Consider the following 12956-nt stretch of genomic DNA (forward strand, 5'->3'; position numbering starts at 1 on the left):
AATGCTCACTTATCTCGCTTGCGCTTCTTTTTGCTCGTGTGCCGCTCTAAGCTCTTCGTGCCTGGCGATCGCAACGTCCATGATCCGCCGGAATATCGATGCCGCATATTCGGGATTTAACCCGTGGAATTCCGCCAGGTGCCTGATTTTGTCGAATTGCAGCGCTTCGCGGCCCGGATCCTGAGCAGCCAGTCTGTTCGCCGCTTTGTAGACGCCTACCTCTTCCGTCAATTGAAACCGTTTGGCCAACAGCTCAACCATCTCATTGTCAATCGAATCGATGCCCTTGCGCAGTTCTTCCAATCTTGAAGCCTCCATGCCTTACTCCTTTAACGTCGTTTTCTTGTCATTGTACCATCAAAGGGGCGATTCGGCTACGATTCGCTCATCGAAGTCTCCGCTTTTGCCCGCCGCAAAATCCTGCCGGCTGCCTAGCGCCTTCCGGACGGCAGGCGCTACCTTGGCCGCGAGCAGCTCGATCGATGCCGCAACCTTGGAGAACGGGACGCCGCCGATATCGAATTGGGCAATGAACCGGCTGTGGCCGAACAGCTCGTGCTGGGCCAATATTTTCTCCACGATTTCCTCGGGGCTGCCGACGGCGAGTGCATTGACTGGACTGGCCAGCCGCTCAAACTGCTCCTTCGAGAGCCTTTCGCCGCGCGTGGCGCCGCCCATGAACCGGTAGACGTAATTGGCGTAATACGGATAATATTCCTCGCGCGCCTGGCGGGAGGTTTCGGCGATATAGCCGTGGCTCGTAATGGCGACCGGCAGCTCTGCCCGACCGCGGCCCGCCGCCATGCCGGCCGCCCGGTAGGCGTCGACCAGCGGCTTAAACCGCGCAGGGTCGCCTCCGAGGATGGCGAGCGCCATGCCGGCGCCGAGCTCTCCCGCCAGCTCGGCGCTGGCCGGCGTTCCGCCGACGCCGATCCATAACGGGAGCCTCCGCTGCAAAGGGCGCGGCGCAATCTCGGCATCGAGCAGCGGAGTACGTTTGCTGCCGCTCCAGGTGACCCGCTCCTTCTCGTTCAGCTCGAGCAGCAGATTCATTTTCTCATAGAAAAGCTCCTTATAATCGGCAAGCTCATAGCCGAACAGCGGAAACGACTCCACGTAAGCCCCGCGTCCCGCGATCAGCTCCGCCCTGCCCTCCGACAACAGGTCCAGCGTCGCAAAATCCTCGAACACCCGGACCGGATCCGAGGTTCCGAGCACGGTGGTGGCGCTCGTCAGCCGAATACGGCTCGTGACCGACGCAATAGCGGCGAGCACGACCGGCGGCGACGATACCGCAAAGTCAAGACGATGGTGCTCGCCAACGCCGAACAAATCAAGGCCGGCATCATCCGCCAGCTTCGCCGCAGCGACGATCTCCTTCATGCGCGTGCCGGCGGTGGCGGCTCGTCCGGTCACCGGATCCCGGCAAATGTCGCCTAACGTATAAATCCCGAACTCAAAGCCTGCTTGCGGTGCTTTTTGCGTAAAATCGCCCATTTCCGCTTCCTCCCTGATGCCTGTGTATCCCCAAAATCCGTCTTAGCTCAAACGGGGCATTTACCTACCTTCGAACAGTTAGTTACTTATAGTAAGTAATCTTATATAAGTTATTACCGGAAGTCAATAAGAAAGGAGCGGATATCCGGAGGGTTGAAGCAAGCGTAAACGGCTGGCGCCGTCCTTTGGCGGCAAAAGCTCGTTTCGCGATGAAATATAAGTCAAGTATAAAGTGAAATTTATACTTTCTTATATTTCGGAAAAAGCCGCTATAGTGCGGATTGTGCGCTTTCCGTCTGCGTTCGTTGGAACCGGAATCGCGGCCGTGAACGCCGAAGAAGCCGGGTCGGCACCTGAGTGCTCCCGGCCTCTTCATGATATGAAACCCCTCTATTAACCGTGACGCTCCTGACAAGCTGCTCGGCAGCATCCTGACAGCTATTCCTCTTTCACAACCGCAACGCCCCAAGCGGACAGCTCGAGCGTCTGTCCCGCTTCCACGGACCTTGCCGACAGCAGCTCCGTTCCGCCGCTCAAAGCGGCAACCGTAATTGTCTCGTCCGAATAGTTGAAATAATAACGGATACGCTTGCCCGCCCCGTTCACGCCCGAGCGGACGATGACCGGATACGCCAGCTCCTGCTCAGCGCCCCACAGCCCCGCATCCTGCACGGCGCGCCCGAGCACCTTGCGGAGCGCGTCGGGACCCGGCATGCAGCCGATATACGTAGCAGCGCCATTGCCGTACGCATTCCGGGTTACGGCCGCGTACTCTCCCCACTGTTTGTGGTCGTAATACGCGAGCACCTCCGCCGTCGTCGGCGTCAGCAGCTCCATCCAGCCTTCGACGCAGCCGGGCTCCAGGCCGTCCTCAGCGAGCGGACCGCGCAGACCAACCCGATCAGGAGTGACGAACATGTTGTACGTAACGCCGCACGCCTCGTTTATAATACCAGGCTGCTGCGTCTGGCGCACCTTGACGACTTCATCGGCGAAGCCGCTCTTGAACGTATACACAACATGGCCGCCGCCGCGAACGTATTCGTTCATTCGGTAAAGGCTCTCGTCATCAACCGCATACAAAGCCGGAACGACGATGAGCTTGTAATCGCTCAATCTGCTGCAGGACGGCTGAATAAAATCGCATTCTACGTTCAGCTTGTAAAGCTCGTCATACAGCGAACGGACAACGTCGTTGTAGGTTTTGCCGCTCTGAAGCTTGAACCATTCCAAAGCCGTCAGCGCTTCGTTACTGACCATGATGGCGGCCTGATTCGTTTTGCGCAGGTTGACCAGCTCGCCGCTCAGCCTCCGGAAATCGGCGCCGATCGTCATGGCCTCGTTGTAAACGGGATTTGGCGCCATGTCGTGGCTGAGCAGCCCTTTCCAATACGTCTCGATCGAATTGTGGATCGAGTGCCAGTGCCAGTATGCTACCATATTAGCTCCCGATGCGAGGTGGCTGAACGCCTGCAGACGGAGCTGGCCGGGATACGGGGTCCAATGCGGGAAAGCTTGCGCCTGCGTTTCGAGCACGAGGTAATTGCCGCCCTTAAGTGAACGTGTCATGTCGCCGCCGAACGCGATTTCGATGCCGGTCAGATCGTCCTGCGAAGGATGGTAAATGTCTACGCCTGCGATATCGAACGGCTCCGAAGCCGCGAAATGGTCGACGGAAGGCTGAACGCCGTACGAATACCCGCGCCATTCAAAATCGAAATTTTGCGTCACAAACTGCTCCGGCCGCTTGTATTCGTTCACGATGGCCGCCTGCCAGGCCAGAAACTCGTTCACGAGCAGCCTCTGGAACTTGGCGAACTCCGCACCGAGGCTGCCGTTGATCGTACCGACCATGGAAGGAAAGTCTTCCCAGCTGTTGATGCGGTTGCTCCAGTAATCTAGCCCGAACCGCTTGTTGATAACGTCCAGCGAGCCGTACGTATCGCGCATATATTTAACGAAGCGGAGCTGTACGTTAGGGCCCGCCGTATCGTAATGCTTCGTCTCATTGTCCGTCTGGTAGCCGATGACGGCAGGATGCCCGGCAACGCGCGAGACCAGCTTCCGGATGATGCGCTCCGCGTAGAACAGATAGGACGGGTTCGTAATGTCCATAATTTGGCGGGCGCCGTATTTGCCGGGGCCGCGCGCCGTCTCCGCCAGCACATCCGGATGCTCTTTTACCATCCAGGTCGGAACGGCATAAGTCGGTGTGCCGACAATGACATGAATGCCTGCCTCGTGCATCGCATCCAGCACCCGGTCGACGGAGCTGAAATCGAATACGCCGTTTTGCGGCTCATGCGTGCTCCAGGTCGACTCCGCGATCCGCACCGTGTTGATGCCCGCTTCCGTCATCATCCGGATATCCTCGTGCAGCCGCTCCGACGGCATGTATTCATCGTAATAAGCAACGCCGTACAGTATTTTGTCCATTCGAATTGCTCCTTCTTGTTAGCCTTTGACCGCCCCTTCGGCGATGCCGTGCATAATGAACCGCTGGAAAAACGAGTAGATAAGAATAACCGGAATCGCCGTCAGCACAAGCGCCGCCAAAATAAGCGACCAATCCTTGTTATATTCGCCGAACAACGTGTTCGTGGACAAAATGAGCGTAAAGCTTTCCGAATCCGTCAGCATAAGCAGCGGAAGCAGGAAGTCGTTCCAAATCCACAGGAAATCGAGGATCGCGATCGTCACCGTGATCGGCACGAGCAGCGGGAAAATGATCCGGAAAAAGGTCTGGTATTCATTGCAGCCGTCCATGTAAGCCGCTTCCTCCAGCTCCCTCGGAATCGATTTCACAAAGCCGTGATACAGGAAAATCGCCATATTGACGCCAAGCCCGATATATATGATCGCCAGGCCGTAGGTGCTGCCCTGCACCGACAGGCTCTTGGCCATTCTTGTCAACGGAATCATAATCGAGTGAAACGGAACGAGCATGGACGCGATGAACAGGAAAAAAATAACTTGACTGAGCTTGCCGGTTGTCCTGGAAAGCTTATAGCCGGCGAGCGATGCGCTTAACACGATGCCTCCGATGCCGAGCGCCGAAATAATGACCGAGTTGACCGTGCTGCCTAGCAAATTGATTTTGTCGAACGCCTCTGCATAGTTTCCGAAGCTGATGCTGGTCGGCAGCGAGACGAAGGAACGGAACATATCCCCTTGCGATTTGAACGAGTTAATGAGCGCCAAATAAATCGGGAAGAAGGAAACGGCTGCCAAGACAGTCAAGATGCCCGCAGTGAGCAGGGACGCCGCTTTATTTTGCCTCACGCTTCCACCTCCCGTTTCTTCATGACTTGAATTTGAATGAATGTGAAGATCAAAATGATGACGAACAAAATAACCGATTTTGCGCTTGCGTAGCCGTAACGGAAATTGTTGGAGAACGCTTCTTCATAGATGTTCATCGTGATGACCTGCGTGCTTCGTCCCGGACCGCCGCCGGTCAAGCCGTAGACGACCTCGAACACCTTGAACGCGCCGTTGAGCGTCAGGAAAAAGCAGATCGTAATCGCATGGGTAATCATCGGCAGCGTAACGTTAAGGAACGTCTGAAACGGAGTCGCTCCGTCGATCAACGCCGCTTCCTTCAAGCTTTGCGGAACGCCCTGCAGCCCGGCCAAATAAATGATCATCATATAGCCGACGCCGTTCCATAGGGAAACGATCAGGATGGAGAAAAACGAGACGTTCGGATCCCCGATCCACGATTGGTCAAGAAACGTAAGCGCCGTCTTCTCGGCCAGCTGCGGCAGCACCTGGGCGAATACAAAGGTCCACATAAACGCGCTGATAATCGTACTGATCATATTCGGCATGAAGAAGATCGTGCGGAAAAAGCCTTTGCTCCGCGACCGGGTCTCGATGAATACGGCCAAACCGAGCGCGAACACATTTTGCAAAACGATCATAAACAGCACATACTTCAGAGTGAAGAGCAGAGAATGGATGAAGTCCGGATCCTCTATGAGCGCCTCCGCGAAGTTGCCGAAGCCGATAAATTCGTAGGTTCTGTTCAAGCCGTTCCAGTCGGTAAAGCTGTAAAACATGCCGCCCAGCGTCGGAATGAGCAAAAACACGGCGTAAAGGATAAAAGCAGGCGCAACGAACGCTAATAACGAGATGTATTTTTTGTAGCTGTTGACAGGCACGGTTTCGCCTCCCTCCTTATGTTATATAACATGGATCAGGGAGAGCAGCGCTCTCCTCCGCCACATTTCAGCAATCGCGTTATTTATTCACTTTATTGTAGGATTTCCAAGCTTTGTCCAGCGCGGACAGGACGTCTTCCTTGGAAATTTGGCCTGCGTAATAAGCTTGCAGCCCTTTGCCTACTTCGTCCTTGACCGACTGCGGGATCGACGGATCCTGATATGATTTGCCTTCCTTCACGTAAGCCGTCGCATCGTTCACCCACGGGTAGCTTTCATACGTATGAACGGTCGCGATCGGGTTGAACTTGAGCGCCTGGAAGAAATCGTTGGACGCGGTGTCATCCAGCACGTAATTGATGAAATCAAGGGCAACCTCTTTGTTTTTGCTCGATTTCGATACGGCCAGCGACGTCGAGGCGCTCAGATTGATCAGCGTAGCTTCCGGGTTATCGTTGATCGGCAGCGGCGCCACTCCGAAATCCATATCCGGATTCGATTTCAAAATCGTTTCCGCATACCACGGGCCTTGCAGCCACATCGCTCCTTTGCCGGCAGCGAATGCCGCTGCGCCGTCGTCCCCGCCGACCTCCGTCGCCTTCCCGGTACCGTTCGCGTTAATCAGATCGAAAATGTCGAACATCGCTTTCATTTCGGTAAACGAACCCTCGTCCTTGTTCATGCGTTCGATGAAATCCGGATTTTCCGTGTTGATAAGTGCACCGGCCGCCAGCGGCAGCACTAGCTGCGGAATCCAGGCTTCCTTATAGGAAAGCACAAACGGCGTGATATTGCTCGCCTTCAGCTTCTCGACAACCGCTTTCATCTCCCTGAGCGTCGTCGGAGGCGTCAGCCCCTGCTCCGCGAATATCTTTTTGTTGTACAGGTATCCCCACGACAGCGTCTCGAGCGGTATGGCAACGACTTTCCCGTCCGTCGTCGTGACGGAAGGCTTGACGCTGTCTAGCAGCTTGCCGACGAACGGCTGGCCGGACAGATCCTCCAGGTAGCCCGCTTTGTAATAGGACGGGATTTCGTTAATTGCATGCAGGGCGAAAATATCCGGCGCATCGTTGGACGCCAGGCGCGTCTTCAAAATTTGCGCCGCGTTGTCCGCCGTCGGCATTTCCAGCTGGACGGAGACGTCGATATTTTTCTCGGCTTTTTCCTTCGCCACAAAATCTGCGATGTAATTGTCGTAATGCTCCTTCAACCGGGGCTGGGCGATGAACATTTTCAGCTTGACGCTTTTCGCTTCGCCGCCCGAAGCAGCGCCTCCCTCTTCGCCCGCATTGCCCGCGTTGTTCCCGCAGCCCGCGAGAAGAGCGGCGGATAGAGCGGTGATCAGCATGCCTTTAACTGCTTTTTTCATATTTGGATGACCTCCCGAATGACTTGTTTTGTTTACGCTTTCATTGTAGCTAAAAAATGAAAGCGTTTAATTGGACGGAATTAGACCGTTTGGTTGGACATTTTTAAACCTCACCGCTTTTTCTCATTTCACCGGGGGCCACGCCAAAATGCTTTTTGAACACGCGGTAAAAGTAAGTGACATCCTCGTACCCCGCCATCTCCGCGATCGCTTTGATCGGAATGCTGCCGTCAAGCAGCCATTCCTTCGCCTTGTCCATCCTGAGGTGCAGTAAATAATCGGTTACGGTGTGGCCGAACTCCTGCTTGAACATTTTGCTCAAATACTCCTTGCTGACGAAAAAAGCTCTTGCCAGCTGCTCCAAAGTAAGCGGCTCGGTAAAATGCTTTTCCATAAATAACCGCACCTCATCGAGATTCAGCTTGTTTTTGAACCTTCTCTGCTGAACAAGCCGCTCCAGCATGTCCTCATAGTGACCTTGAATGAACCGCATCGTGCCGGACAGGTCTGCAAACACATCCTGCGTGTAGGCGATTTGCAGACTTTCTGCGCTCTGCGAATTGGCGGCCATCAGCTCCTTCAGCAGCAGCAGCAGCTCCTGGGCAGCCTGCTCCGGCATGCCCGGTTTGGCGCTTCCGTTCCGTTCCAGCTCCGCGGACAGCTGCCCGAAAACGGAAGCTATGCCTTCCGCGTTCAGCTCGTTATAGCGGGTACGCAGCTGCTGCTTGTACGGCGCAAGCAAATAGGAGACGTCGATGTCCAGCGCGATCGCCGCACGGTCGGCCTGCGCCGTCTCCAATTCGTCCTTGCATTTGCGCAGCGCGGCGTTCAGCTCCTTCGGATCGACGGGCTTCAGCAGGTAATCGACCGCACGGTTTCTGAGTGCGTGCTTCGCATACTCAAAGTCGTCGTAGCCGCTAATGACGACCGCCTTAATGTCCGGAAACCGCTCCTTGAGCGCTTCCAGCAGCCTGACGCCGTCGACCCCCGGCATGCGCATGTCCGTAATGACGATGCCGGGCTTCAATTCATCCGTCAGCCTGAGCGCCTCCGCGCCGTCATCCGCTTCCCCGGCAATCTCCATGCCGAGCCGCTCCCATTCCCCGAAAGCTCTAACGATATCTCTGGTCCAGCTTTCGTCATCGACCAGCAGCACTTTAATATTCTCCTTCATCGCTTTCCCCTCCCGTTTCCGCCGGCAACCGTACCGTTACCGTCGTCCCTTTGCCCCGCTCACTGTCGATCCGGATGCCGCCTTCCGCCCCAAAATGAAGATGAAGCCGCGAGGCTACGTTCTGAATGCCGATCCGGTGCCCGTACGTCCATACTTGCCCGCTTTGGCTGCTTAACCGGTTTCGCAGCCGCGCAAGCTGGTCCGCTTCGATTCCGATGCCGTTGTCGCGTATTCGGATGCAGACGGCTTCATCATCGCCGTAAACCGACAACTCTACGCGCCATTCCCCGGATTTCGAATCCAGCCCGTGAATGAAGGCATTTTCGACGATCGGCTGCAGCGTCAGCTTCGGAACGCTGCTCGATAACAAACTCTCGTCGATTTCGACCGAATAATGAAGCCGCGCCGAAAACCGCTGCTGCTGAATTTTCATATAATTGCCCAGATGGTCGAGCTCCGCCTTTAATGAAGCCAAATCGTCCGGATCGCGAATGACGTACCGGAACATCTCGCTCAGCGAACGGATGATTTCATAGCATTCGGCCGGCTTTTTAGTGAACAGCATAGTTCCGATCATCTGCAGCGTATTTTGCAAAAAATGAGGATTGATTTGTGCCTGCAGCGCTTTGAGCTCCGCGGTTTTTTTCTCGAGATTGATGCTGTACTCCGTTTTAATATGCTCCTTGATTCGCGAAGACATATTGTTCAGCTTCGTTTCCAGCAGCCCGATTTCGTCGACCCGGTTGCTGTGGGGAAGCTCCGTTTCCCTGATCAGGCCGAGCCCCTGCATCGACCTTGCCAACATTACGATAGGCGTGGCGGTGCGCCATGCGAGCAATATCGCGATCAGCACGGACACCGCAACGGAAACCGCGCCAATAATAATGCCGAACCGCATCGTGTCGAGCGCGCTTTGATTAATAAAGCTGTTCGGAATGATCGTGACAAGCTTCAGACCCACCGGATCGATCGTATTGTGGAATACATATTGTCCGGCCATTTTAAAGTACCCCTGCTCGTCATCCGTCTGCCGAATCAGCTGCAGCGTTTCGCCTGAGGGCGCCTGACCGCCCGGCTGGTACAAAATCTGCCCGTCGCCGCCCGCGATCAGCACCTGATGCTGCTCGCCCCGGCCGATCAAATCGAGCGTCTGATCCAGCATGGACCATCTGATTTTTAATGAGATAGCCCCGAGCTTCTCCTGATTCTCGAAGCGGTTGATGCTTCGGATGAGCAAAAACTGCTCCGGATTGCTTTCGTCCGTACGGATAATGAAGTCCTGATTTTCCTCGAATAAAACGCGGTATGGCTCGGGAACGCCGGAAACCGTGCCGATGTCGTTCTGTGACGCATTGATCGTGAACAGCTTGCCGGGCTCGGCCAAATACATCTCGACGCCGATGACTTGAGTGCCTGCCGAATAGAACAAATTGGTCAGCGTATCCATGATGTTTTTTTGTGCGGTAAACTGGGCCGACAGGCTCGCCTCCTCGATGTTCGCCAAATAATCGCTTAAATGCGGGCTGATCAGCACGCTGTAAATCAAATTGTTCAGCTGCGCGAACTGGTCGCCGAGATAAACGCCCGTCCACTTCATGTTGGACTGATTCGTCACGATAACCTCCGACTCCATCGTTGTCCGGCTGTTCTCCGCCGCAAGTCCCGTCACCGCAATGACCGGCACAACCGACAGGAAAATCATCGTCAGAATCAATTTGTTGCGGATGCTTCGGCGGAAGGGCTCCGTCAGCTTTTTAACAAGCTTGGCCAGCATAGGCTCTCTTCACCTCCATCTGCGGGATTTTAGCATAAAAACGGAACTAACGCCCCGCTTAGCGGAGGGCGTTAGGAATAACGATCGTATGGAAGGACTCCGGAGCCAGCCGGAAGGCGAACGCTTGGGAAGCGGTGCCAAGGCGGAGCTCCCGCTCCTCCGGGTAAGGGTTGATCAGCACCAGCACCTTTGTGCCGTCCGGCTTCAGATAGGCGACCGAATGGCCCGCCCATGGTCCCTTGAGGCCGATCCGGCAGTCGCCGGGAGACGTAAAATGGGCGAAATGCTTCATGACGTAAAATTCGGGATTGCGGGTTACGCTCCGGGACGCGGGATCGACGGTCAGCATCGCGTTCTGCTCCCAGCCCCAAGTGCAACGTACCCGAGCTCGTTAAAGCAGCCGCCGAAGCCCTCAAGCCGCTGAAACCGTTCGTCCGTAAAGGCAAGAATAGCTTCCCCTGCCGCGTCTGCATTTATTTGCATTTCTTCCCATCTAGTATCCTCAGTGCTGGCGTACCAGCGGATATTCGTTATCTCCATTGTAATTCTCCCTTGTTTAAAAGTCCGTTAAAATATTGGCGCAATGTCCGGCATTCGACATTGTACCGGATATATAACGCGTGTTATGATTGCGCTTTCATTATAGCTTTTGCCCCGGCTCGCCGGAATTGGACGAAATTAGACGATTGCATTGGACAATTTTAAACCTGCACTCGGGTTAGCGGCAGCAGCTCACCGGATTTATGAACATGGAGTAATAACTGGATTTTGTGTAGCTATATCAGTTCTTTCGCCGAATTAAGGGAAATAACTGTATTCTATGTATCTATATCTCATTTGATCGGCTGATTGGACGATTATGTGTGATTTATCTACGGGCAATCCAGTTATTTTGCGAAATTAGGTCAATCATTCAAAAATAAATACATCTAATCCATCTACTCGTTCGGACGAGGGGGCAAGTCAATCTCTTGATGTAAAATCCCATCCACGTACCCGTTGCCTCCATTTTCGCAGCCTCTGTCTTTCCGGTGTCCGTTCCTATTCAGAAGCTGCTAATTGTTCGGTCGCCTGCACCATAGAATTCGTAGATCATTAGTAGACCATCGAGACGCGTAGAGGCAACAAACACCATGACAACTCAAAAAGGACCGACCAATTGCGGCCGATCCATCTCTGCATAGTAAACTTGATAAGATTTCAATCTTATTTTTTTGAGCTAGGATGCGGGAATCGGTTCCCTTTTATTGCCCCGCTTTTTCCCACAACTCCCTGACGAGCTTTTGCAAATAAAGAGACTGTGCCCAGCGGTCGCTGATTTCGTTCGACCGTTTGCCCGCTTCGTCCGTCGTAATCGCATACGAGGGCGGTCCCAGCTCGATGACAACCGGGAAGGCTGCATCACTAGCACGGCTCCGGCAGTGCCGCATCGCCCCTTCCCACCATCTCGCAAAATGGGGAACCATCGGATGCTCCCCCGATTCGCCGATATCGATCTGAACCTGCTCGCCGTTCGAAACTCTCGTATGAATGCTGTGCGCGTTCGGCAGCAGCTTCTGCAGCCAGCTTTCGGCTTGCTCCGATACCGTATGAAGCTCGCCGGCCACGACGTAGTGGGAATAATCGATCGTCAGCTTCAGATCCGGGAGCGCCCGGACATATTCCGCCGAACGGATCAGATCCTGGGTAATTGTGCCGCGATGCGTCTCCACGAAAACCGGGATACCCGCCGCCTCGGAAAGCCGGCCGATTCCTTCAAGCAGCCGGATCGCCCCGTCTCCAACCATAAACGGCTGCATGACTTGCGCATTGATGTAATCGATCCCGCCGAACATCTGCGCCTTTTCCAAAAATCCGGCCATATCCTCAATCGACGACGGATAAGCATTGACGCTGAACGATAAGCCGTAATGCTGCAGCAGCTCCTTCCACAGCCCGGCCTCCTCTGAGGCAGGGATAAAAGCATTGATACCGTCGAAGCCGTTCTCTGCGATCATCCGGAACCTCGCCTCCGTCGTATCCTCGCCTCCCTGCAAATGCTTTAAGCCGTTCATGCCCCACCACGACATCTCAACCTTCAATTGTTTGTCCATGCGGCCCTCCATTAGTGCGGATACGCCTTGTCGAATTCAATGCCGCACGGACCGCCGTCCGTGTTGATTTCCAAATCGACCGGCGAGCCGTCGGCGCGGTACAGCGGGCGGTAGTAATGGCTGATATGCGTCGCGGATTCATTGGCATAATGGCATATAAACGCTCGGCGGAACCGGTCCTTCGTTTTGTTCCGGTAGGAACCGTGAATCAGATTTCCGTTAAAAAACAGCACATCTCCCTTGTCCATCACTGCAGGAATCGCTTTTTCGTCCTTTGGCGGCTTCACGTAATGCGTCGTGAACGACTCGCTTGAATCCGCCAGCTCCGGACAGCTGATTTCCAGCTCGCTCGTCTTCGGCACGACCAGCAAACCTCCGTTGTCCATATCCGCAGCGTCGATCGCCGTCCAGGCCGCAATGCAGTTGCCCGGCTCCACCTGCAAATAAAAATTGTCCTGGTGAAGCGCCTGGCCCCGCGATCCCGGTGGCTTGTAGTAGAACATGCTTTGGGCGGCAAGCGCCGGTTCGCCGTACAGGTCGTGCAGCACGTCAAGCACCGGCTGATGCAGCATATACTGTTTTGCCGTTTCGTTAAAGCGGTGCGGATGCATCACCCGCGGATAACGCTTCAGCGGATCCTCCGTACCGGGATCCAGCACGGGCTCGAAGAAACCCGGCACAGTGGTATTACCGATTTCCTCGAACGTATTCTCAATCGTGCGCAAGTCCTCCTGCGAAAAAAGCCCTTTCACGATAATGTAACCTTCGGTTTTGAACTGCTGCAGCTGCTCCTCCGTCAGAGCCTTCAAAGTCGATGTCATGCCTGATCGCTCCTTTGTATTAAGGTTTGTTCTTCTTGACTTAATCATAGTGGATCCGATAA

The 12956-nt window shown here is 54.7% G+C and carries 12 protein-coding genes; all 12 read right to left on the bottom strand.

The window, feature by feature from the left end; genetic code table 11:
* Positions 1–9: 9 nt before the first annotated feature.
* Positions 10–318 (bottom strand): chorismate mutase, encoded by a 309-nt coding sequence (locus KP806_RS06950; RefSeq protein ID WP_224722845.1) that lies wholly within the window; start codon positions 316–318, stop codon positions 10–12.
* A gap of 39 nt (positions 319–357) precedes the next feature.
* Positions 358–1497: an LLM class flavin-dependent oxidoreductase gene (locus tag KP806_RS06955; protein WP_224722846.1), complete on the bottom strand. Its 1140-nt coding sequence runs from the start codon at positions 1495–1497 to the stop codon at positions 358–360.
* A 438-nt stretch (positions 1498–1935) separates the two neighbouring features.
* Positions 1936–3933: a beta-galactosidase gene (locus KP806_RS06960; RefSeq protein WP_224722847.1), complete on the bottom strand. Its 1998-nt coding sequence runs from the start codon at positions 3931–3933 to the stop codon at positions 1936–1938.
* 18 nt (positions 3934–3951) lie between these two features.
* On the bottom strand, positions 3952–4779 hold the full coding sequence (locus KP806_RS06965; RefSeq protein ID WP_224722848.1) for a carbohydrate ABC transporter permease: 828 nt from the start codon (positions 4777–4779) through the stop codon (positions 3952–3954).
* The gene (locus tag KP806_RS06970; protein ID WP_224722849.1) at positions 4776–5660 is read right to left on the bottom strand and encodes a carbohydrate ABC transporter permease; all 885 of its coding nucleotides are present in this window, start codon (positions 5658–5660) and stop codon (positions 4776–4778) included. The genes KP806_RS06965 and KP806_RS06970 overlap by 4 nt, the downstream gene beginning before the upstream one ends.
* Before the next feature lie 79 nt (positions 5661–5739).
* Positions 5740–7032, bottom strand: a complete 1293-nt coding sequence (locus KP806_RS06975; RefSeq protein WP_224722850.1) for an ABC transporter substrate-binding protein — start codon at positions 7030–7032, stop codon at positions 5740–5742.
* 103 nt (positions 7033–7135) lie between these two features.
* Positions 7136–8206, bottom strand: coding sequence for a response regulator transcription factor (locus KP806_RS06980; protein ID WP_224722851.1), 1071 nt, complete (start codon positions 8204–8206; stop codon positions 7136–7138).
* A complete protein-coding gene (locus tag KP806_RS06985; protein ID WP_224722852.1) occupies positions 8190–9980 on the bottom strand; it encodes a sensor histidine kinase in 1791 nt (596 codons plus the stop codon). Before KP806_RS06985 ends, KP806_RS06980 begins: the two co-directional genes overlap by 17 nt.
* A gap of 58 nt (positions 9981–10038) precedes the next feature.
* Positions 10039–10329, bottom strand: a complete 291-nt coding sequence (locus KP806_RS06990; RefSeq protein WP_224722853.1) for a glycoside hydrolase family 30 beta sandwich domain-containing protein — start codon at positions 10327–10329, stop codon at positions 10039–10041.
* Positions 10323–10520, bottom strand: coding sequence for a hypothetical protein (locus KP806_RS06995; RefSeq protein ID WP_224722854.1), 198 nt, complete (start codon positions 10518–10520; stop codon positions 10323–10325). The genes KP806_RS06990 and KP806_RS06995 overlap by 7 nt, the downstream gene beginning before the upstream one ends.
* Positions 10521–11224: 704 nt before the next feature.
* Positions 11225–12073, bottom strand: coding sequence for a sugar phosphate isomerase/epimerase family protein (locus KP806_RS07000; protein ID WP_224722855.1), 849 nt, complete (start codon positions 12071–12073; stop codon positions 11225–11227).
* Between the two features lie 11 nt (positions 12074–12084).
* Positions 12085–12894 (bottom strand): phytanoyl-CoA dioxygenase family protein, encoded by an 810-nt coding sequence (locus KP806_RS07005; RefSeq protein ID WP_224722856.1) that lies wholly within the window; start codon positions 12892–12894, stop codon positions 12085–12087.
* Positions 12895–12956: the final 62 nt, after the last annotated feature.

The sequence above is a fragment of the Paenibacillus vietnamensis genome, assembly GCF_020169515.1.
In the GTDB taxonomy this organism is placed as follows: Bacteria; Bacillota; Bacilli; order Paenibacillales; family Paenibacillaceae; genus Pristimantibacillus; species Pristimantibacillus vietnamensis.

Coding starts and splice junctions, on each gene's coding strand:
- KP806_RS06985 (WP_224722852.1), bottom strand. CDS start 9,980: ATGCTGGCCAAGCTTGTTAAAAAGCTGACGGAGCCCTTCCGCCGAAGC.
- KP806_RS06960 (WP_224722847.1), bottom strand. CDS start 3,933: ATGGACAAAATACTGTACGGCGTTGCTTATTACGATGAATACATGCCG.
- KP806_RS06980 (WP_224722851.1), bottom strand. CDS start 8,206: ATGAAGGAGAATATTAAAGTGCTGCTGGTCGATGACGAAAGCTGGACC.
- KP806_RS07005 (WP_224722856.1), bottom strand. CDS start 12,894: ATGACATCGACTTTGAAGGCTCTGACGGAGGAGCAGCTGCAGCAGTTC.
- KP806_RS06950 (WP_224722845.1), bottom strand. CDS start 318: ATGGAGGCTTCAAGATTGGAAGAACTGCGCAAGGGCATCGATTCGATT.
- KP806_RS06955 (WP_224722846.1), bottom strand. CDS start 1,497: ATGGGCGATTTTACGCAAAAAGCACCGCAAGCAGGCTTTGAGTTCGGG.
- KP806_RS06995 (WP_224722854.1), bottom strand. CDS start 10,520: ATGGAGATAACGAATATCCGCTGGTACGCCAGCACTGAGGATACTAGA.
- KP806_RS06975 (WP_224722850.1), bottom strand. CDS start 7,032: ATGAAAAAAGCAGTTAAAGGCATGCTGATCACCGCTCTATCCGCCGCT.
- KP806_RS06990 (WP_224722853.1), bottom strand. CDS start 10,329: ATGCTGACCGTCGATCCCGCGTCCCGGAGCGTAACCCGCAATCCCGAA.
- KP806_RS07000 (WP_224722855.1), bottom strand. CDS start 12,073: ATGGACAAACAATTGAAGGTTGAGATGTCGTGGTGGGGCATGAACGGC.